We start from the raw sequence: 20,286 nt of genomic DNA, 5'->3' as shown, positions 1-20,286 counted from the left end.
GCACGAAGGAGCCCCAATGGACATCGAGACCCGATGGCGATGGCTGACCCAGGCCGCGCGCTGGGAGCCCGCCGAGGAGACCGGCCCGAGCGGGCGGACGCCGGAACCTGTGATGGATTGCATCTACGAGGCCCGGGCCTCCGGGCGCCCGGTCCGCCTGCTGAAGATCCTGCTGACCTCCGCGTGCGAGCGGGATTGCTTCTATTGCCCCTTCCGCGCCGGCCGCTCCTTCCGCCGCGCCACCTTCCGGCCCGACGAGCTCGCCCGCCTCTTCGCGGAGATGCACCGGCGCGGGTTGGTGGACGGCCTGTTCCTGAGCTCGGGGATCATCGGCGGAGGTGTTCGCACACAGGATCGTCTGCTGGCCACGGTGGAGCTGCTCCGCCGGCGCTATGGCTACCGGGGTTACATTCACCTGAAGCTGATGCCGGGGGCCGAGCCGGATCAGATCCGGGAGGCCATGCGATGGGCGGACCGGGTCTCCATCAACCTGGAGGCGCCCAACCCCGAGCGACTGGCCCGCCTGGCCCCTCACAAGGCCTTCGCCGCCGAGCTGGAGGCGGCGCTGACGACCGCCGGGCGGATCCGCCGGGAGGAGATACCGGCCGGAACCTGGTCCGGACGCTGGCCTTCGCTGACTACTCAGTTCGTGGTGGGCGCCGCTGGGGAGAGCGATCGGGAGCTGCTGGAGACCGTGGCCCGGCTGCATCGGGAGATCGGCCTGGCCCGGGCCTACTTCTCCCCCTTCCATCCTGTGCCAGACACCCCGCTCGAGGGTCTTCCGCCCGCTCCACCGCAACGGGCCCAGCGCCTCTATCAGGCGGAATGGCTCCTGCGGATGTATGGGTTCCGGCTGGAGGAACTGCCCTTCGATGAGCAGGGGAACCTGCCTCTGGACGAAGACCCTAAGCTGGCGTGGGCCCGGCGGGCCCTCCGGGAACGTCCGGTGGAGATCCTGCGGGCCTCATATGAGGAGCTGATCCGCGTGCCGGGGATCGGGCCGAAGGCCGCACGGGCCATCCTCCGCGCCCGACGGGAAGGCCACCTGAGCCAGCCGGAGCACTTGAGCGCCCTGGGCGTCTCCCTCCGTCGGGCCGCGCCGTTCCTCCTCCTCCACGGACGCCGGCTGCCGCATCCCCTTCCACTCCCTCTCCCCTGAAAGCCGCCCCGTCCCTCACGGGTCCGAACAATCCCGCATCCGGCCGCAGTTGGGACAACGCAGCTTGCAGTGGATCTCCACCATCGGGGAGCCGCAGATCTCACACCGATCGTCCTTCAGGGACAAAGGGATCCCCTCTGGATCTTCGCAGGCGGCCGCGAAAACTTCATCGGAAGCCACAGGCCCCTCCCTCGCGCTGAACAAAAAAGGCCGCCACGACGGCGGCCCTGCTCCCCGGGGAGGACTCGAACCTCCAACCCGCCGGTTAACAGCCGGCTGCTCTGCCTGTTGAGCTACCGGGGAAGGTCACTAAAATTATAAAAAGCCTCCGCCGGACCGTCAAGGATGAGTGGGCCGGCGGATATCCAGCAACGGGAATGAGAGGTGGAAGGCCGCTTCCGCAGTCCCTGTTGCATCCTCACGGCGGAGCACCCGGGATGCCCCTTTTGCTGCGCGAGGAAGAGGTGCAGGCCCTGCTGTCCGTCGGTGACGCCATCGAGGCCCTGGAGCGGACGTTCCGGGCCCAGGCGGAAGGCCGCGCCGTCAACCTGCCCCGCCAGCGAGTCCGCTGGCCCGGCGGAACGCTCCACGTGATGGCGGCGGGCGATCTCGAGTCCGGCTACGTGGGCCTTAAGGCCTACACGGCGGTGGGTGGGCAGACGCGCTTCGTGGTGCTGCTCTTCCACGCGGAGAGCGGCGAGCTGCTCGCGATCATCGAGGCCGACCGCCTGGGCCGTCTGCGCACTGGGGCGGCCACCGGCCTGGCCACCCGCTCCCTCGCCCGCCCCGACGCCCGCGTGGTGGGGATGATCGGGGCCGGCCGCCAGGCCGCCACGCAGCTGATGGCCGTCTGCGCCGTCCGATCGATCGCCGAGGCCCGGGTCTACAGTCCCACGCCCGAGCGCCGCGCCGCCTTCGCCCATCGCATGCGCGAAACCCTGGGGATCCCGGTGCAGGCCGTGGAGCGCCCGGAGGCGGCCGTCGAGGGCGCGGACATCCTCATCACCATCACCTCCGCTCGGGAGCCGGTGCTCCGGGGAGCCTGGCTGCGCCCCGGGGTCCACCTCAACGCCGCCGGATCCAACGCCCTCCTCCGCCGCGAGCTGGATGAGGAGGCCATCGCCCGGGCGGATCTCATCGTCATCGACTCCAGAGCGCAGGGGCAGATCGAGGCGGGGGACTTCCTGGAACCCCTGGAGCGGGGGCGTCTGCAGTGGGAGCGGGTTTACGAGTTGAGGGACGTGGTCGCCGGTCGGGTGAGTCGTGCGCATCCGGAGCAGATCACCCTGTTCAAATCCCTGGGCGTCGCCCTGGAGGACATCGCCGTCGCCGCCGTGGCCTATGAGCGCGCCCGCGCCCAGGGAGCCGGGGAGCGCATCCGGTTCCTGGAGGACCTCCTGCCCGATTGAGAAGGAGCGCGGAACGCCATGCCCGAGCTTCCCGAAGTTGAGACGCTGGTGCGCGAGCTGGAGCCTCGCGTGACCGGCCGCCGCATCGAGAGGGTGATCCTGCGCTGGCCGCGCAGCGTGGCCACCCCCTCCCCACATGCTTTCGCGCAGCGGATCCGTGGACAAACCATTCGGTCCCTGCGCCGGCGGGGCAAATTCCTCTGGTTCGCCCTGGATCAGGGGGCGTTGCTGATCCACCTCAAGATGACCGGCCGTCTCTTCCTGCTCTCCCGCCCGGAGCCGGACGCCCACGCGCGGGCCGATTTCATCCTAGATGACGGGCGGATCCTCCGGTTCAGCGACGTCCGCAAGTTCGGGCGTCTTTACTGGGTTCAAGACCCGGAGGTCATCCTTAGCGCTCTGGGGCCGGAGCCCCTGGATCCCGACTTCGGGCCCGAGGATCTCGCCCGGCGGCTATCCGGGCGGCGCGGCCGTCTCAAGGCCCTGCTCCTGGATCAGCGGGTGATCGCCGGGGTCGGCAACATCTATGCCGACGAAGCCCTCTGGCGGGCCCGCCTGCACCCCATGCGGCCGGCCTCCTCCCTAAGCCCCGCGGAGATCCGACGCCTGTGGGCGAGCCTCCGGGCCGCCCTCCGCGCCGGGCTGCGCCACCACGGGACCACCATCCAGTGGTATCGCCGGCCGGACGGGAAGGCCGGGGCCCATCAGCGCTATCTGCGGGTTTACGGCCGGGCCGGACAACCCTGCCCGCGCTGCCAGACTCCCATCGCCCGGCTCCTCCTGCAGGGCCGGAGCACCTATTGCTGTCCCGTCTGCCAGCCTCCTCCTGCTTAACCGGCCATCCGGCCTCCTGCGCGCTGCGTATCTCTATCACGGAGAGCGAGGGCGTTGCGGCATGCCTCGGCTCTCCGCATCCCATGCGCAGGAGGTGCGAGATGTCTCGGGATCGAAGGATCCTCATCCTGACGATCGGCCTGGCGCTGGCCGCCTGCGCCGCGCCTGCGGCTTCCCCCACGCCCACGGCCCCAGCCCCTCCGACCCCCACGACGGCGCCCCCACCCTCGCCGAGCCCGGCCGCTCAGGGGACCCAGGTCACCATTCGGAACTTCGCCTTCCAGCCGGCGGAGCTGGAGGTCGAGGTAGGCACGACCGTCGAGTGGGTCAACGGGGAGGATAGCATTCCGCACACCGTCACCAGCGGGACGCCGGGATATCCGGCGGGGGCCTTCGACTCCGGCTGCCTCCGCCCGGGGGACTCCTTCCGCTTCACCTTCCAGCAGCCGGGGACCTATGAATACTTCTGCAGCATCCACACCCGCATGCGCAGCCGCATCATCGTGAAGCCGAAGCTGGGCTCGGAGGCGGCGCCTTCTGATCCGTCCGCCTATCCCTCCCCGACCCCCGCTCCATCGAATTACGGCTATGACTACTGAAGGCTGAAGGTGAAGGATGAAAAGGGGAGGCCCCTCCGGCGGCCTCCCCTCATCGCGTCGCTGAAGAAGCGGAGACGCCGGCCGGCCCCGGCCGTGCAGCCCCTCCGGTGAGCCGCAGGGCCTCCCAGACCTCCAGCTTGCGGCTCACCCGGCGGATCACCTCGTCGGTGAACTCGGTGGTGGTGGCCGAGCCGCCCAGATCCGCCGTGGCGATCCCATCGTAGACGCTTTCGAAGACGGCCTCGTAGATCGCCCGGCTGGCCTGCTGGGCGGCCTCCGCCTCGATGAACGAAAGCAGCGCCGCCCCCGCCAGGATCATGGCCATGGGGTTGGCGATGTTCTTGCGGTAGAGGGCGGGGGCCGTGCCGTGGGGCGCCTCGGCCATCACCACCTTCACCCGCAGGTCCTCGTCGAACGAAAGCAACAGGGACTCGCTGCCGGCGATGGAGCCGAACATCTGGAGGATCAGGTCGCTCAGCAGATCCCCATCCCGGTTCAGGCATGGGATGACCAGAGGCTCCGCGGCCCGGGTGAACAGGAGGGCCAGGGTGGCGTCGATCAGCTGGGGCTCATAGCGCACATCCGGATAGCGGCGGGCCGCGGCGTCCAGCTCCTCCTTGAACATCCCCTCGTAGACCCGGCTCACCGTCCACTTCGGCCCGCCGAAGACTTTGGCGCCGATGCGGCGCGCATACCAGAAGGCGAACTCCGCCACCGCCCGGCAGGTCCGGCGGGTGATCCGATCCAGCCGATACGCGGCCTCCTCCGCGCCTTCTCCCTCCCGCCATTCCCGGGCGTTGTAGGCATCCTCGACCGCCATGCGCACGATCGCCACGGGCCCCACCACCCCGCCGATGGGGCGGACCCCCGGGATGCGGCGGCCGACCCGTAGGATCACCTTGCCGTCGATCCGCTCCCGGAGGATGGCGTTGGGGCTGCCCACATCCGTCGGGTCCTCCGGGGTGATGGTCGCGGCCTTCAAGCCTAAGCCGGCCTCCTTCATCGCCTCCGCCGCCTCGATCACCACGCCGTTGCGGGTGCGCCGCCGGTTCTCCAGGCTCAGGTCGAAACGCAGGAACCGTAAAGGGACGCGGATCACCCCCGGATCCAGGACCCGCAGGGCCTCCTCCAGCAGCTCCTGCCCGGTCTGATCCCCTTCCATCACCACGATCGTCCACGGTGCCTCCGCGCGCAATCCCATGCCGGATCCCCTCCCGGAACGCTTAAAACAGGCTGAGCTGTCGAGGTTCCTCCGGGGGCTCTTCCTCCTCCGCTTTCAAGGCCCCGGCCAGGAAGGCCCCCAGCTTGCGGAAATCCTCCTCCACCGTCCGCTTGAGGGCGGGCTGATGCAACGCCGCCGCCGGATGATACATGGGGAAGATCACTCGACTTCCCACACGGATCGGCTTGCCGTGCACCTGGGAGATCTTGGCGTTCGGCAGCCAGTGGGCCAGGGAATACCGGCCCAGGGTGACGATGACCTTCGGGTTGATCAGCTCGACCTGACGGTCCAGGTAGGGGCTGCACGCCTCGATCTCGTCCATATAGGGATCCCGGTTGCCCGGCGGCCGACACTTGATGATGTTGGTGATGTAAACCTCCTCCCGCCTCAGGCCGATGGAGGCCAGCAGCTCGGTCAGGAAGTTCCCCGCGGCTCCCACGAAGGGCCGGCCCTGCCGGTCCTCGTGGAAGCCCGGGGCCTCCCCGACGAACATCACCCGGGCGCTCCGCGGCCCCTCCCCGGGCACCGCCAAGGTGCGTCCGCGGGCCAGGGGGCATTTGGTGCACCCCCGCACCTCCTGATGCAACGCCTCCAGCTCATCCATAGAGGGCTGCCTCCGTCCATAAGTGCCTCGGCGACCCACGCCGGGCGCCGGCGCTGTGGAGCCCATTGAAACACGCCGGGCGGGCGTTGACAAGGTGCGCCGGATCTTTCGGGCGAAGGGCGGGGCTTCCCTTCACCTTCCATCGATTGCGGGGAATCACGGCCCGCATACAATGGGGGCGAAGCCATCTTCCTTCCGGAGCGCTCTCGGATGAACTGGCTGGATCAGCTGCCGCCGCGGACCCGCGCGCTGTATGTGGTGTTCATCAGCATCATCCTGGCCACCCTGCCCTGCTATCTCCTGGGTGGGGTGCTGTTGGCTATGGCCCGGCCGGCCGCTCCCTTCCCGCCCTCTCCCACGCCGTTCCCGACCCTGACGCCGCTGGCGCTCACCCCGGTGGTGCTGCCGACCTTCACCGTGCCCTTCGGCCCCACCGAGACCCGCCTGCCCACGCCCACCCAGTGGCTCCCGCCCACCTTCACCCCTACGCCATCCCGGACGCCCACACCCACGGCCACCTACACAGCGACGCCGACGGACACGCCGACCCCCACCCCTACCGGGACCGCCACCGCCACGCCCACACCGACACTCACCCCCACGGTCACACCGACAGCTACGGCGACCGGGACGCCTACAGACACCCCCACCCCTACGGCGACACCTACGGACACGCCCACGCCCACCCACACCCCTAATCCCAGCCCAAGTCCAATACCCACTCCATAGCCTGCTGAAGCCCATGCGCATCCTGGTGCTCTCGGACGTCCACGCGAACTTAGAGGCGCTGGAGGCGGTGCTGGCGGACGCGGGGTCGTGGGACGCCTTGTGGTTCCTGGGGGATCTGGTGGGCTACGGGCCGGACCCCGTGGCGTGCATCGATCGCCTCCAGGTCCTGGCGGCCGTCGCCCTCGCCGGCAACCACGACTGGGGCGTCCTCGGGCGGATCCCCTTGCGCACATTCAACCCGGCGGCCCGCTGGGTGCTGGAGTGGACCCGGGAGGAGTTGCCGCCGCGCCAGGTCGAATACCTGATGGGTCTCCCGCCCCAGACCGAACGCGAGGGCCTCACCCTGACCCACGGCAGCCCCCGCGCCCCGATCTGGGAATACATCCTGGATCCTTACACCGCCTGGGAGAACCTCCAGGCGCTCCCCACGCGCATCGGGCTGTTCGGCCACACCCACGTGGCCGTCGCCTACCATGTTCCTGATCGCGAGAAGCCCCACCTGCATATCGTGAAGCCCCGCTACGACGAGCCCATCGACCTCACCTCGGGCTGGTGGCTCCTCAACCCAGGCAGCGTCGGCCAGCCCCGGGACGGCGACCCCCGGGCCGCCTACGCCATCCTGGACCTGGAGGCGATGACCTGGACGTTCCGGCGGGTCCCCTACCCCATCGCTGAGACCCAGGCCAAGATGCGCCGCCTGGGGTTCCCTCCCTTCCTAATCGAACGCCTGGCCTATGGCGAATAGGGCTTCCCGAATGCCGGCCGTGCCCATCCTCGCTCCACGGGTCCTCCTGATGGTGTTCGATCCGCCCGGCCCCGGCGGCCTCCCCCTCTCCCAGGCCATGGGCTGGAACCGGGCGGAGGATCTGGTGGAAGGTTACATCGCGGACCTGGAGGCATGCAGCCGGGGAACGGTCCGATATCAGGTGGTGGCGCGCATGGACCTCCCGATCTTCCCACCCAAGATCGATGGCTTCCGCTACACTTTAGAGACCTACCGGGCGGTCTTGGAGGGCCGGCAACCGCCTCACGAGCCGGACACCGCCGATTATCGGGCGATCCTCGCCGCCGGCGATGGGATCGGCCGCGTGGCCCGCGGGGAGATCGACGAGATCTGGCTGTTCGGCGGCCCCTACTTCGGGTTCTACGAGTCCCGCATGGCCGGGCCGGGAGCCTTCTGGTGCAACGCGCCGCCGCTCCCGGGGGCCGAGGCCGCCGGGCGGCGGTTCGTGATCATGGGCTTCTCGTATGAGCGCGGGGTCGGCGAGATGCTGGAGAACTTCGGGCATCGGGCCGAGGCGATCATGGAGCGGGTGTTCGCCGGGATCCCCGAGGAGCGGAACATGTGGCGGCGCTTCACCCGCTACGATCGCATCGCCCCCGGGCAGGCCGAGGTCGGCACCATCCACTTCGCCCCGAACAGCGAGCGGGATTACGATTGGGGGAACCCCCGCCCGGTCTGGAGCTACTGCGACGACTGGCTCCACTTCCCGGACCTGCGGGGTCGGGGGCGATGGGTGGACTGCGCCGAGTGGGGCGGCGGGGACATCCGGGAACATCACCGGTGGTGGCTCCAGCATCTCCCCTGCGCGCCCGGGGAGACGGATGGCATCTCCCATCACTGGTGGCGTTACATCGTGGACCCGAACGCCGTCCCATAGGGGCAGGCTCCGGGTTCGCCCGGGCCGGGGATCCTCGGTAAGATTCTCTACAGAAGGCGGCGGGGGCCCCCTATGTGCGGACGGTACACGATCTTCACGGCGCCGCAGCGGCTGATGGAGCGGTTCCGAGCGGAGTGGCCGGAGGGGCCGTGGCAACCCCGTTACAACGCCGCCCCCACCCAGTCCCTGCCTGTGCTCCTCAACGACGGGACCCGGCGGATCCGTCTGCTGCGCTGGGGGTTGATCCCCCACTGGGCGGAGGACCCGGCCATCGGGAACCGGCTGATCAACGCCCGGGCGGAGACTCTGACCCAGCGCCCCAGCTTCCGGGAGGCCTTCTACCGGCGGCGATGCCTGGTGCTGGCCGACGGCTTCTATGAATGGCAACGCACCCCCCACGGGCGTATCCCCTACTGGATCGGCTTGAAAGACCGGGAGCCCTTCGCCTTCGCCGGGCTGTGGGACCGCTGGGAAGGGCCGGACGGACAGGTCATCGAGAGCTTCACCATCATCACCACAGCCGCTAACGAGCGGGTCGCTCCGATCCACGACCGCATGCCCGTCATCCTCCTCCCGGAGCACGAGGAGGTCTGGCTGGACGAATCCGCCGGGCCCGCCGCCTGGCGGGCGGCCCTGCGCCCCTACCCCGCCGACCGGATGATCGCCTACCCCGTCTCCCCCCGGGTCAACACCCCCCACGTGGATGACCCCATGCTCATCCAGCCCCATCCGACCCCCTGAGAACCATATCGTGATTCATATCACAACAAAGGGATTTTATTCACAAGTTGTGGATTGTTGTGGGCGGATGCTTGACAAACGCTCGGCCTGATCAGTATAATCAGAAGCGCCATTGCCTCTTTGATGGCAACCCCTGATGAGGGATTCGGATGCGGCTTCAGGGATCCTATCGGTTCCCGACGGCGATCGATCGGGTGTGGGGAGCACTGATGAACCCTCAGGTCATCGCCCGTCTGCTGCCGGGCGTGGAGCGGCTGGAGCCGGTGGGAGACAACGTCTATGAGGCGGAGATGCGCCTCGGGATCGGACCCATCAGTGGCCGCTACAAAGCCCGCATCACCCTCTCCGAGATCGATCCTCCGAATCATTATCGCATCCGCATCCAGGCCCAGGGTCCCCAGGGCACGGTGGATGCGAACGGGACCATCGACCTCACCGCCGATGAAGCGGGCACCGTCATGCACTATGAGGGCGAGGCCAAGGTGACCGGGCTGCTGATGAGCCTGGGCGCCCGGCTCCTGGAGCCCACGGCCCAGATGTTGGTGAACCAGGGGCTGAAGAATCTGGAAGCCTTGCTGACCACTGCCTAACCCACCGCTTCAAGCTGGATCCGGCAACCGCGCCGATGGGCTCCGGCCCATCGGAATGTGGGGAAAGGCAGGAACCTTCATCCTGCGGACAGGAGGGGCCCATGAAAGTTCCGGTGACGGTCACGGTGAACGGTCAGGTTTACCAGCGGGAGGTGGAGCCCCGGATGCTCCTGGTTCATTTCCTCCGGGACGTCCTGGGGCTGACCGGGACCCACGTGGGGTGCGACACCAGCCAGTGCGGCGCCTGCGTGGTCCTGATGGACGGCAAGGCGGTGAAGTCATGCACAGTCTTCGCCGTCCAGGCCGATGGATCCCAGATCACCACCATCGAGGGCCTGGCGCGGGATGGCCAGCTCCACCCGCTCCAGGAGGGCTTCTGGGAGATGCACGGCCTCCAGTGCGGCTTCTGCACCCCCGGCATGATCCTCTCCGCCTACGATCTGCTCCAGCGCAACCCCAACCCCACCGATGAGGAGATCCGCCACGCCCTGGAGGGCAACTACTGCCGGTGCACCGGCTATCACAACATCGTCCGGGCCGTGCGCTACGCGGCGGAGAAGCTCCGCGTGCAGGCCTGAGTCCGGTCTTCCTCCCATCCTGGAGATTGCGAAGGAGGGCGGCGATGGCGACGCGCTATTTCGGTGTGGCGATGAAACGGCGAGAGGACCCGCGCTTCATCACCGGGCGCGGCACCTATGTGGACGATCTCACCCTGCCCGGCCTGGTCTATGCGGCGATGGTGCGCAGCCCCCACGCCCACGCCCGGATCCGGGCCATCCACAAGGAAAAGGCCTTACAGCATCCCGGGGTGATCGCCGTGTTCACCGGCAAGGACATGGTGGACAGTGGGGTGAAGTCCCTCCCCTGCGGCTGGCTGCTCCCCGGGATGAAGCTGCCGCCTCACTACCCCATGGCCGTGGACAAAGTCCGCCACGTGGGGGAGATCGTGGCGGTGGTGATCGCCGAGGACCGCTATACGGCGGAGGATGCGGTGCGGCTGGTGGAGGTGGAGTATGAGGTCCTGCCGGCGGTGGCCGACGGCGCCAAGGCCCTCCAGCCCGGCGCCCCCGCCGTCCATGACGAGGCCCCCGACAACATCTGCTTCCGCTGGTCCATCGGCGACAAAGAGAAGACCGAAGAGGCCTTCCGCCGGGCCCATAAGACCGTGAAGCTGGAGCTGGTGAACCAGCGCCTGATCCCCAACGCCATCGAGCCCCGGGCGGCCATGGCCCAGTATAACCCGGCCACTGACGAATACACCCTCTGGGTCACCAGCCAGAACCCCCACGTCCACCGGCTGCTTATGGCCGCCTTCGTCCTGGGCATCCCCGAGCACAAGCTCCGGGTGATCTCCCCGGATGTCGGCGGCGGCTTCGGCAGCAAGATCTTCGTTTACCCGGAGGAGACCATCGTCACCTGGGCGGCCAAGCAAGTGGGCCGGCCGGTGAAGTGGACGGCGCGGCGGATGGAGAGCTTCGTGAGCGACGCCCACGGCCGCGATCACATCACCGAAGCCGAGCTGGCGGTGGATGAGAAGGGGAAGGTCCTGGGGCTGCGGGTGAAGACCATCGCCAACCTGGGGGCGTATCTCTCCACCTTCGCTCCGGCCATCCCCACCTACCTCTACGGCACCCTGCTCTCCGGCCAGTATGAGATCCCCGCCATCTACTGCGAGGTGACAGGGGTCTTCACCCACACCACTCCCGTGGACGCCTACCGGGGGGCCGGGCGGCCCGAGGCCACCTACGTGATAGAGCGGCTGATGGACGTGGCGGCCCGAGAGCTGGGGGAGGACCCCGCGGAGTTCCGGCGCAAGAACTTCATCCCGCCGGACAAGTTCCCTTACCAGACCCCGGTGGCCCTCCAGTATGACAGCGGCAATTACGAAGGCGCCTTGAACAAAGCCCTGGAGATTGTCAATTACAAAGCGCTGCGCCGGCAGCAGGAGGAGCTCCGCCAGCAGGGCCGTTACATCGGCATCGGCTTCTCCTGTTACATTGAGGCCTGCGGCATCGCCCCCTCCCAGGTGGTGGGCTCCCTGGGCGCCCAGGCCGGCCTCTGGGAGAGCGCCCTGGTCCGGGTGCACCCCACGGGCAAAGTAACCGTCTACACCGGCTCCCACACCCACGGCCAGGGCCACGAGACGGCCTTCGCCCAGATCGTGGCCGACGAGCTGGGCATCCCCATCGAGGATGTGGAGATCGTCCACGGAGACACGGGGAGCGTCCCCTTCGGGATGGGCACCTACGGCAGCCGCAGCGCCCCGGTGGGCGGCAGCGCCATCGTCCTGAGCCTCCAGAAGATCAAGGAGAAGGCCCGCAAGATCGCCGCCCACCTGCTGGAGGCCGCCGAGGAGGACGTGGTCTTCGAGGACGGCAAGTTCTACGTGAAGGGCGTGCCCGACCGCTTCAAGACCTTCCAGGAGGTCGCCCTCCAGGCCTATCTCGCCCACAACTACCCGCCGGGCCTGGAGCCCGGGCTGGAGGCCTCCTCGTTCTATGACCCCAAGAACTTCACCTTCCCCTTCGGCACCCACATCTGCGTGGTGGAGGTGGACCCGGAGACCGGGAAGGTGAAGATCCTGCGCTACGTGGCGGTGGACGACGCCGGACGCATCATCAACCCGCTGATCGCCGAAGGACAGGTCCACGGGGGCATCGCCCAGGGCGTCGGCCAGGCCCTGCTGGAGGGCGCCGTTTACGACGAGAACGCCCAGCTGCTCTCCGCCTCTATGTTGGACTACGCCCTCCCGCGGGCCGACGATCTGCCGTCCTTCGAGATCGACCACACCGTGACCCCGTGCCCGCACAACCCGCTGGGGGTGAAGGGCATCGGGGAGACCGGGACCATCGCCGCCACCGCCGCCGTGGTCAACGCGGTGATGGATGCCCTGGCGCCCTTCGGGATCCGCCACATCGACATGCCGCTCACGCCGGAGAAGATCTGGCGGGCCATCCGGGAGGCCCGCCCCGCATAGGCGAAAGGGGGGAGGGGCTTCCACGCCCTTCCCCCTCCCATCCACGGATCCGAACCGGAGAGGAGGGGGCAATGTATCCGGCATCCTTTGAATACTACCGGGCGAGCACCCTGCAGGAGGCCCTGAACCTCCTGAAGCAGCATCCGGAGGCGAAGCTCCTGGCGGGCGGGCACTCTCTGATCCCCCTGATGAAGCTGCGCCTGGCCAGCCCGCCCGCGCTGGTGGACATCCGCCGGGTGGCAGAGCTAAAGGGGATCCGCCGGACCGATGGGACGGTGGTCATCGGGGCGCTGACCACCCACCGGGAGGTGGAGTTCTCCGAGGAGCTGAAGCAGTGGTGCCCGTTGCTGCCGGAGGTGGCCGCCCACATCGGGGATCCGCCGGTGCGCAACATGGGCACCATCGGCGGGAGCCTGGCCCACGCCGACCCGGCCGCGGATTACCCGGCGGCCATGCTGGCCCTGGGGGCGACGATCAAAGCCGTGGGCCCGAACGGGGAGCGAACGATCGCGGCCGATGATTTCTTCGTGGGGATGCTGACCACGGCCCTCCAGCCCGGCGAGATCCTCACCGAGGTCCACGTGCCGGTTCTGGGCAAAGGCACCGGTTGGGCTTACGAAAAGTTCCCTCACCCGGCCTCCCGATACGCGGTGGTCGGGGTCGCCGCAGTGGTCCGGGTGGAAAACGGGGTCTGCCGGGAGGCCCGGATCGGCGTCACCGGCGCCGCCCCCAAGGCCTTCCGGGCCACGAACGTGGAGCAGGCCCTGGCCGGCAAACGGCTGGATGAGGGGACGGTGCGGGCGGCCACGGAGAACATGGTGAGCCCGGAGGGCTTGCTGAGCGATCCCTTCGCCTCGGCCGCCTACCGCGCCCACCTCTGCGCCGTGCTGACCCGCCGCGCCCTGCTCCGGGCGGCGGAACGGGCAGCTGGATGACCGCCGAAGGAGAAGGAGCGCTTCGGGGCGGGCTCTCTGGAGGCCCGCCCCGTGCTTTTTCCCACCCAGAATTCTAAGCAAGCGTGTTAGAATAATCCGTGATCCGTGTTCCCGGATAACTCGTTCCGGAGGCAGAGACCGGTGTTCCTCCGTTCCATCGATGAGGTGATCCGGGCCCTGGAGGCCCATCGCTACATCGCCGAGCGCGGGCTGGCTACGGCCATCTTCCTGGCCCTGCGGCTCAACCGCCCTCTCTTCCTGGAAGGCGAGCCCGGCGTCGGCAAGACGGAAGTGGCCAAGGTCCTGGCCGATCTCCTCGAAACCGAGCTCATCCGCCTCCAGTGCTACGAGGGGCTCGACGTCCACAGCGCGGTCTACGAATGGGACTACGCCCGCCAGATCCTCCAGATCCGCATGCTGGAGGCCTCCGGGGAGCGGGATGAGGCGCGCATCCGCCAGCAGATCTTCAGCCCGGACTTCCTCATCAAACGCCCCCTCCTCCAGGCTCTGGAGGCGAAGAACGGCCGCCCGCCCGTGCTGCTCATCGACGAGCTGGACCGGGCCGACGAGGAATTCGAAGCGTTCCTCCTCGAGCTGCTCTCCGACTGGCAGATCACTATCCCGGAGATCGGGACGGTGCGGGCGGAGCAGCCGCCGGTGGTGGTGATCACCTCCAACCGCACCCGCGAGATCCACGACGCCCTCAAGCGCCGCTGCCTCTATTTCTGGATCGACTACCCCTCCTTCGAGAAGGAGATCCAGATCGTGCGGGCTCGCATCCCGGAGGCCCCGGAGCGCTTGACCCGGCAGATCGTGGCCTTCGTCCAGGAGCTCCGACGGCTGGATCTTTACAAGCTGCCCGGGGTGGCGGAGACCCTGGATTGGACCGCCGCCCTGCTGGCCCTGGATCGGACGGAGCTGGACCCGACGGTGGTCGATGAGACCCTCGGGGTGTTGCTGAAGTATCAGGACGACGTGCTCAAGGTGCGCGGGGAGATCGCCCAAGACCTGCTGGCGAAAGCCCTCCTGCGGGCCGAGATGGCCCCTGGAAGCGCGTGATGGGAATGGGACCCGCCAGCGGAGGCGGAGGGATGGCGGGCTACCTGCTGCATCATATCATCCGGTTCGGGCGCACGCTGCGGGCGGCGGGGGTGCCCATCACCCCCGGTCAGATTGTAGCCTTCATCCGCGCCCTGGAGTGGATCCCCCTGGAGGACCGGGAGCTTTTCTACCATGCCGCCCGCTGCACCCTGGTCTGCCGCCGGGAGGACCTGGAGACCTTCGACCGGGTGTTCGAATGGTTCTGGCGCAACCCCCTGATGGGGGGGCAGCTGCCGCCCGGCCTCCTCTCCACGGCCCCCGGACCGATCCGTCGGCAGGAGAACCGGCCCCGCCCCGCGGAGGTGGGTCATCCCCCGGCCCCGGAGCCGCGATCGGAGAACCCCGAGGCCCCGCCGGTGATCCTCGCGGATCGGGCGATGACCTACAGCCCCATCGAGATCCTGCGCCGCAAACCGTTCGAACGCTTCTCCGAGGAGGAGATCCAGCGGGTCCGCCGCCTCATGGCCCGCCTGCGCTGGCAGATCTCCGAACGGGAGACACGCCGGCTGCGCCCGGGGCCCCGCGGAGAGCACCTGGATCTGCGGCGAACGTTGCGCCGGAGCATGCGGCATTATGGGGAGTGGGTGCGCCTGCTCTGGCGCACCCACAAGCGCAAGCCCCGGCCGCTGGTGGTGTTGTGCGACATCAGCGGCTCCATGGAGCGCTACGCCCGCATGCTCCTCCACTTCCTGCACGCCCTCAGCCACACCCGGCGCCACGTGGAGACCTTCGTCTTCGGCACCCGCCTCACCCGCATCACCCGCTGCCTGCACCACCGGGATCTGGACGAAGCCCTCCGCGAGGTCAGCCGCACGGTGGTGGATTGGTCCGGCGGGACCCGCATCGGCGAGTGCCTGCACGTTTTCAACCGCGACTGGGGCCGGCGGGTGCTGGGCCGCGGAGCGGTGGTGATGATCATCAGCGACGGATGGGACCGTGGGGACGTGGAGCTCCTGGGGCGGGAGATGGAAAGGCTTCAGAAATCGTGCTATCGTTTGATCTGGCTGAACCCCCTGCTCGGGATCCCGGGGTATCAGCCCCTGACCCGGGGGATGCAGGCCGCCCTGCCCTACATCGACGATTTCCTGCCGGTGCACAACCTGGCCAGCCTGGAGCAGCTGGCCGCTCATCTGGAACGGCTCCCCTCCCGTCGCTCCGCCCGCCGCTCCGGGCTCGCCCGGCCTGTCCCCTCCGGAGAACCGGAGTGACCGGCAATAGGAACCGGGGAGGTGACGATGGCCATCCCACGCGAAGCCGAGCGCCTGTGGACCGCGGAGGACCTCCTGGCCCTGGGAGAGGAAGCGCGCTACGAACTCATCGAGGGGAGGCTCGTCCCCATGAGCCCCACCGGGCTCAGCCACGGATACATGGAGGCCCGAATCGTCGCGCTGCTGTGGACATATTTACGAGAGCACCCTATAGGGATTCTGGTCACCGGCAAGGTAGGGTTTGTGCTGCGGCGGGATCCCGACACGGTGCGGGCAGCGGACATCGCCTTCATCCGCGCCGACCGCCTGCCTCCGGAAGGCCTCCCCTCCGGCTTCTTCGAAGGCGCCCCCGACCTGGCGGTGGAGATCCTCTCCCCCTTCGACCGCTACCCCGACCTCCTCCACAAGGTCAGCCAGTGGCTGGAGGCCGGCACCCGCCTGGTCTGGGTCGTCGATCCTGTCCGCCGCACCGTCACCGCCTTCCAGCCCGACGGCACCCTCCGCCTCCTCGACGAATCCGCCGAGCTGGACGGCGGCGACGTCCTCCCCGGCTTCCGGTATCCCGTCCAGGACCTGTTCGAGGGCGCGCTTTGAGCAACCTCCTGCTGGAGGCACCCATGCGAGAGGTGATGGAAGCGATCGAGCGGTGGAAAGGGCGGGGGGAACGGGTCGCCCTGGCGACGGTGGTGAAGGTCATCGGCTCCGCCCCGCGGGACGTGGGGGCCAAGATGGCCGTCTCCTCCGGCGGGGAGATGGCCGGTTCCGTGAGCGGCGGCTGTGTGGAAGGCGCCGTCTTCGAGATCGCCCAGGAGGTGCTCCGCACCGGCCGCCCTCGCCTAGTCCGCTTCGGGATCAGCGACGAAATGGCCTGGGACGTGGGCCTGGCCTGTGGGGGCACCATCGAGGTCTTCATCGAGCCCCTCCCGTGAACGCAAAGGGAGCGAGGCCATGAACTGGTTCGAACGGGTGCGGGAGGCGATCCGCCGGGAGGAGCCCATCGCGGTGGCCACAGTGATCCGGGGTCCGGAGGCCTGGCTGGGCGCCAAATGGATCATAGAGGCCACCGGGGACGGCCTGACGGCCGGGCATCCGGAGCTGGACGCCCGGGTTCAGGAGATCGCACGGCGCTATCTGGCCCTCGGCCACTCCGGAACCGTGCATCTCCCCACGCCGGAGGGCGAAGTGGAGATCTACATCGAGTCCCACGTGCCACCACCGCTCCTCCTCATCGTGGGGGGCACCCACATCGGCATCGCCCTGACCGCCATCGCCAAGATCCTGGGCTGGCGGGTCTACCTGATCGATCCCCGTCGAACCTTCGCCACCCCGGAGCGCTTCCCCCATGTGGATCGGATGATCCACGCCTGGCCGGACGAGGCGCTCCCCGACCTGATCACCCCGCACACCGCCGTGGCGGTCCTCACCCACGACCCCAAACTGGATGATCCGGCGGTGATGGCCGCCCTGCGGAGCCCCGCCTTCTATGTGGGGGCCCTGGGCAGCCGGAAGACCAGCGCCCGCCGGCTGGAGCGCCTCCGCCGCAAAGGGCTGGACGAGGCCACGCTGGCCCGGCTCCACGCCCCCATCGGGCTGGACATCGGCGCGCGAACCCCGGAGGAGATCGCCCTGAGCATCATGGCGGAGATCATCGCCGAGCGGAACCGGCAGATCCCCCGTGTCCGCGCCCCGGAAGCCCAGGAGGAAGCCCAGGAGGCCCCCGCATGAAGTTCGGCCCGGTCCCAGTGGAGCAGGCCGTCGGACGCATCCTGGCCCACAACATCGCGGATGCGCAGGGGAACCGCATCTTCCGCAAAGGTCGGCGCCTGACGCCGGAGGACGTCGCCCGTCTCCGGACAGAGGGATATCGGGAGGTCGTGGTCGCCGAGCTGGAGCCCGGCGACATCGGGGAGGAGGAGGCAGCCCGCCGCATCGCCCGGGCCTGCGAGGGGCCCGGCCTACGCCCGATGCCGGCTGCAGGGGGACGGGTGAACTTCCTTGCAGATGGAGCCGGAGTGTTCCTCGTCGAGCCCGACCGGCTGGCCCAGCTGAACCGTCTCCCCGGGGTCACGCTGGCGACCCTGACGCGAGGGAGCGTGGTGCGGGCCCGCCAGATCGTCGCCAGCCTCAAGATCATCCCCTTCGCCCTGCCGGAGGCGATCGTGATCCAGGCGGAGGCGCTGCTTCAGGACAACCGCCCGCTCCTGGGCGTCTACCCCTTCCAGCCCCGCCGCGTCGCCCTGATCCTCTCCGGCCACCCCGCCGTCTGGCCCCGGCTGATCGCCGATTTTGAAGCGCCCCTCCGGGAACGGGTGGACGCATGCGGCGGGATATGGCTCGGGACCCAGACCGTGCGACACGAGGAAGCCGAGCTGGCCCGGGCGATGGAGGCCGCTCTCCAACAAGGGGCGGATTTCCTGATCCTGGCCGGGGAGACGGCGATCATGGACGAGGAAGACATCGCCCCTCGGGCGATCCGGCGGATCGGCGGGACTGTGGAGGCTTTCGGGGCCCCCGTCGATCCGGGGAACCTCCTCCTCATCGCCTATCGGGGGGAGGTCCCGATCCTGGGAGCGCCGGGCTGCGCCCGAAGCCGGCACCGGAATGTAGTGGACTGGGTGATCCCGCGCCTGATGGCCGGCCTGCGGCTCACCCGTGAGGAGATCGCCACGATGGGACACGGCGGGCTCCTCGAAGATGTAGAGGAGCGCCCGGCCCCTCGCCTCCTCGGAACCTCTTCCTGAGGCGAAGTCCTTCCCCTTGGAAGGCTCCGCTGAAGCCCAGGAAAGCCGGTAAAATCCATCCAGAACCCGCTTCAGGGGCACTGACGCGTGCGCATCCCGCGCCTCGTGCTGATCCTGATCAGCCTGGCGGCGCTGATCTACATCACCGAGCGGCTCTGGCAGCTGTTCCGCCTGTTCGCCGACTTGGCCCGCATGCTGGCCCTGGCGGGGCTGCTGGCCTACATCCTGCACCCGGTGGTCGCCTGGATGGATCGCGGGCTGTTCCCGGAAGCGTGGCTGGAGCGCCTGATTCAGCGGGGAGCGCCTCCCGCGCTGCGCCGCCTCGCCCGCCTTCGAATCCCCTACGCGCTGGGCGCCACGCTGATCCACACCGGCCTGCTGGGCCTGCTCCTGCTGGCCCTTATGTTAGGCATCCCCCTCCTGATCCGCCAGGCCCTGGATCTGGCGGCCCTCCTCCCCCAACGGCTTCAGCACCTGCCCGAGGAGATGGTCCGGATGCAACGGGAGCTGGCCATGCGATTGAACATCCCGCCCGAAGCCCTAGCCCTCCTCCCCTCCCGGGAGGCCTGGCAGGATCTGGCGCGCCAAGGAGCCGGGTGGCTCTTCCCGATCCTGGTGGAGACGGCCCGACAGGTCGGCGGGGGCGTCGTGGAGTTCCTGCTGATCCTGGCCCTGAGCTACTATATAATGCTGGACTGGCGCAATATCTCCCGGCAGATCCTCTCCCTGATCCCACCCCACTATCACGATGAGATGTATGCGACGGCCCGAATCCTGGACCGCACCTTCGGGGGATTCCTGCGAGGGCAGCTCCTGATCGCGCTCCTCAACGGGCTGGTCACCCTCCTGGTGATGCTGGCTTTCCAGGCGCCCTTTTCCGGGCTCATCGCGCTGCTCTCCGCCCCCATCATCCTGATCCCCATCATCGGGGCGCCTATCGCCCTGTGGGGCCCGCCCCTCACCCTCTGGCTTCAGGGCGCGTGGACGGCGGGGCTCTGGATGTGGCTGATCCTGTTCATCTACCAGCAGATCCTTTTCCAATTCCTGATCCCCCGCATGCTAGGAGAGGCCACCGGCCTGCCGCCCCTGCTCACCCTGATCGCCGTCCTGATCGGAGTGCGCCTGTTCGGGTTCTGGGGGTTCGTCTTCGCCATCCCCATCGCCGGGGCCGGCTACAGCTTGGTCTTCCTGTTGCTGCGACCCCGTGAGGACGCCATCAGGGCGAGGGAGCGATCAGCGGGATCACCGTCCACTGATCCCATCGAAGATCGTAAATGAGATCGAAGATCATGCCATCCTCGGTGCGCACGCGAAAGCCGATGGCCTCAGGGGTCCGCCACCGCTGCAGGATCCGGTCGACCTGTTTTTCCGCCCCCTCCCATTCAAACGCCTCCGGGCGCTCCGGATAGGTTGAGCCGGCATAGCATCGCACGCGAGCCATCTTGTCCTCTTTAGGACTTACGTTGTTTCCTGGGTATTCCGGTTGTGGCCTTGGGTTTTAGCCCGAGGCCAGAGGACCGGCCACCGGGGTTGCCCACCGACCCCTGCCTCGAAGGCCCAAGCCCCCGAGGAATTCCACCCCCCTGCGGGCGATGTTCACCGCCGCCGCCGCGTGACGGCTCATCCTCACCCCGCAAGGGCACGTCAGGACGTGTCCCCTTAGCCTTTCACCCACCTTGCCGCATACCGGACACGCCCGGGACGTGTTCTGCGGACCCACAAAAATCACCGGAACCCCGTAAAACCTCGCCTTCTGAACCAGAAGGCGCTGGAAAG

At 68.5% G+C, this 20,286-nt stretch carries 23 protein-coding genes and 1 tRNA gene; 19 read left to right on the top strand and 5 right to left on the bottom strand.

The window, feature by feature from the left end; all coding sequences use genetic code 11:
- The first annotated feature begins 16 nt into the window (after nt 1-16).
- On the top strand, nt 17-1,159 hold the full coding sequence (locus CFB18_RS00645; RefSeq protein WP_088569885.1) for a radical SAM protein: 1,143 nt from the start codon (nt 17-19) through the stop codon (nt 1,157-1,159).
- A gap of 230 nt (nt 1,160-1,389) precedes the next feature.
- Here CFB18_RS00645 and CFB18_RS00640 read toward each other — a convergent pair.
- A tRNA-Asn gene (locus CFB18_RS00640) sits at nt 1,390-1,462 on the bottom strand.
- Nucleotides 1,463-1,596: 134 nt separating this feature from the next.
- On the opposite strand from CFB18_RS00640, the gene CFB18_RS00635 reads away from it, so the two are divergent.
- The 3 genes from CFB18_RS00635 to CFB18_RS00625 all read left to right on the top strand — a co-directional run bounded on the left by CFB18_RS00635 (nt 1,597) and on the right by CFB18_RS00625 (nt 4,001).
- Nucleotides 1,597-2,568, top strand: coding sequence for an ornithine cyclodeaminase family protein (locus tag CFB18_RS00635; RefSeq protein WP_159461498.1), 972 nt, complete (start codon nt 1,597-1,599; stop codon nt 2,566-2,568).
- Nucleotides 2,569-2,586: 18 nt separating this feature from the next.
- Complete coding sequence (gene mutM, locus CFB18_RS00630; protein WP_088569883.1) at nt 2,587-3,402, top strand: bifunctional DNA-formamidopyrimidine glycosylase/DNA-(apurinic or apyrimidinic site) lyase; 816 nt, start codon at nt 2,587-2,589, stop codon at nt 3,400-3,402.
- 101 nt (nt 3,403-3,503) lie between these two features.
- Nucleotides 3,504-4,001, top strand: a complete 498-nt coding sequence (locus CFB18_RS00625; protein ID WP_088569882.1) for a cupredoxin domain-containing protein — start codon at nt 3,504-3,506, stop codon at nt 3,999-4,001.
- A gap of 49 nt (nt 4,002-4,050) precedes the next feature.
- On the opposite strand, the gene CFB18_RS00620 is transcribed toward CFB18_RS00625, so the two are convergent.
- Together CFB18_RS00620 and CFB18_RS00615 are read right to left on the bottom strand one after the other, a co-directional pair.
- Nucleotides 4,051-5,202: an isocitrate/isopropylmalate family dehydrogenase gene (locus CFB18_RS00620; RefSeq protein WP_088569881.1), complete on the bottom strand. Its 1,152-nt coding sequence runs from the start codon at nt 5,200-5,202 to the stop codon at nt 4,051-4,053.
- Nucleotides 5,203-5,224: 22 nt separating this feature from the next.
- A complete protein-coding gene (locus CFB18_RS00615) occupies nt 5,225-5,827 on the bottom strand; it encodes a uracil-DNA glycosylase (RefSeq protein WP_088569880.1) in 603 nt (200 codons plus the stop codon).
- 210 nt (nt 5,828-6,037) lie between these two features.
- Here CFB18_RS00615 and CFB18_RS15170 point away from each other — a divergent pair, with 210 nt between their 5' ends.
- The 15 genes from CFB18_RS15170 to CFB18_RS00540 all read left to right on the top strand — a co-directional run bounded on the left by CFB18_RS15170 (nt 6,038) and on the right by CFB18_RS00540 (nt 19,788).
- Nucleotides 6,038-6,556 carry a hypothetical protein gene (locus CFB18_RS15170; RefSeq protein ID WP_159461497.1) on the top strand — a complete coding sequence of 173 codons (519 nt, stop codon included), beginning with the start codon at nt 6,038-6,040 and terminating at the stop codon, nt 6,554-6,556.
- Nucleotides 6,557-6,569: 13 nt separating this feature from the next.
- Nucleotides 6,570-7,301, top strand: a complete 732-nt coding sequence (locus CFB18_RS00605) for a metallophosphoesterase family protein (protein WP_088569878.1) — start codon at nt 6,570-6,572, stop codon at nt 7,299-7,301.
- Between the two features lie 10 nt (nt 7,302-7,311).
- Complete coding sequence (locus CFB18_RS00600) at nt 7,312-8,217, top strand: hypothetical protein (protein ID WP_088569877.1); 906 nt, start codon at nt 7,312-7,314, stop codon at nt 8,215-8,217.
- Nucleotides 8,218-8,289: 72 nt separating this feature from the next.
- Nucleotides 8,290-8,958, top strand: a complete 669-nt coding sequence (locus CFB18_RS00595; protein ID WP_088569876.1) for an SOS response-associated peptidase — start codon at nt 8,290-8,292, stop codon at nt 8,956-8,958.
- Nucleotides 8,959-9,107: 149 nt separating this feature from the next.
- Entirely contained in the window at nt 9,108-9,548 is a 441-nt protein-coding gene (locus CFB18_RS00590; RefSeq protein WP_088569875.1) for an SRPBCC family protein, read from the top strand.
- A 101-nt stretch (nt 9,549-9,649) separates the two neighbouring features.
- Entirely contained in the window at nt 9,650-10,126 is a 477-nt protein-coding gene (locus CFB18_RS00585) for a (2Fe-2S)-binding protein (RefSeq protein WP_088569874.1), read from the top strand.
- Between the two features lie 44 nt (nt 10,127-10,170).
- Entirely contained in the window at nt 10,171-12,525 is a 2,355-nt protein-coding gene (locus CFB18_RS00580) for a xanthine dehydrogenase family protein molybdopterin-binding subunit (protein WP_088569873.1), read from the top strand.
- A gap of 71 nt (nt 12,526-12,596) precedes the next feature.
- Nucleotides 12,597-13,460, top strand: coding sequence for an FAD binding domain-containing protein (locus tag CFB18_RS00575; protein ID WP_088569872.1), 864 nt, complete (start codon nt 12,597-12,599; stop codon nt 13,458-13,460).
- Between the two features lie 141 nt (nt 13,461-13,601).
- Nucleotides 13,602-14,519, top strand: coding sequence for an AAA family ATPase (locus tag CFB18_RS00570; RefSeq protein WP_088569871.1), 918 nt, complete (start codon nt 13,602-13,604; stop codon nt 14,517-14,519).
- 32 nt (nt 14,520-14,551) lie between these two features.
- Nucleotides 14,552-15,769: a vWA domain-containing protein gene (locus CFB18_RS00565; RefSeq protein ID WP_088569870.1), complete on the top strand. Its 1,218-nt coding sequence runs from the start codon at nt 14,552-14,554 to the stop codon at nt 15,767-15,769.
- Between the two features lie 27 nt (nt 15,770-15,796).
- A complete protein-coding gene (locus tag CFB18_RS00560; RefSeq protein WP_088569869.1) occupies nt 15,797-16,363 on the top strand; it encodes a Uma2 family endonuclease in 567 nt (188 codons plus the stop codon).
- Between the two features lie 23 nt (nt 16,364-16,386).
- Nucleotides 16,387-16,698 carry an XdhC family protein gene (locus CFB18_RS00555; protein ID WP_088569868.1) on the top strand — a complete coding sequence of 104 codons (312 nt, stop codon included), beginning with the start codon at nt 16,387-16,389 and terminating at the stop codon, nt 16,696-16,698.
- 19 nt (nt 16,699-16,717) lie between these two features.
- Complete coding sequence (locus tag CFB18_RS00550; protein WP_088569867.1) at nt 16,718-17,494, top strand: XdhC family protein; 777 nt, start codon at nt 16,718-16,720, stop codon at nt 17,492-17,494.
- On the top strand, nt 17,491-18,510 hold the full coding sequence (locus CFB18_RS00545; protein ID WP_088569866.1) for a molybdopterin-binding protein: 1,020 nt from the start codon (nt 17,491-17,493) through the stop codon (nt 18,508-18,510). The genes CFB18_RS00550 and CFB18_RS00545 overlap by 4 nt, the downstream gene beginning before the upstream one ends.
- 87 nt (nt 18,511-18,597) lie before the next feature.
- Nucleotides 18,598-19,788 carry an AI-2E family transporter gene (locus CFB18_RS00540; RefSeq protein ID WP_088569865.1) on the top strand — a complete coding sequence of 397 codons (1,191 nt, stop codon included), beginning with the start codon at nt 18,598-18,600 and terminating at the stop codon, nt 19,786-19,788.
- Here CFB18_RS00540 and CFB18_RS00535 read toward each other — a convergent pair.
- Nucleotides 19,727-19,951 carry a hypothetical protein gene (locus CFB18_RS00535; RefSeq protein ID WP_088569864.1) on the bottom strand — a complete coding sequence of 75 codons (225 nt, stop codon included), beginning with the start codon at nt 19,949-19,951 and terminating at the stop codon, nt 19,727-19,729. The genes CFB18_RS00540 and CFB18_RS00535 overlap by 62 nt on opposite strands.
- Nucleotides 19,952-20,008: 57 nt before the next feature.
- A complete protein-coding gene (locus CFB18_RS16420; protein ID WP_407083995.1) occupies nt 20,009-20,230 on the bottom strand; it encodes a zinc ribbon domain-containing protein in 222 nt (73 codons plus the stop codon).
- Nucleotides 20,231-20,286: the final 56 nt, after the last annotated feature.

This window comes from Thermoflexus hugenholtzii JAD2 (genome assembly GCF_900187885.1).
Taxonomy (GTDB): Bacteria; Chloroflexota; Anaerolineae; order Thermoflexales; family Thermoflexaceae; genus Thermoflexus; species Thermoflexus hugenholtzii.
Note: the sequence above shows the minus strand (reverse complement) of the source record. Positions and strands in the feature narration are given on the sequence as shown.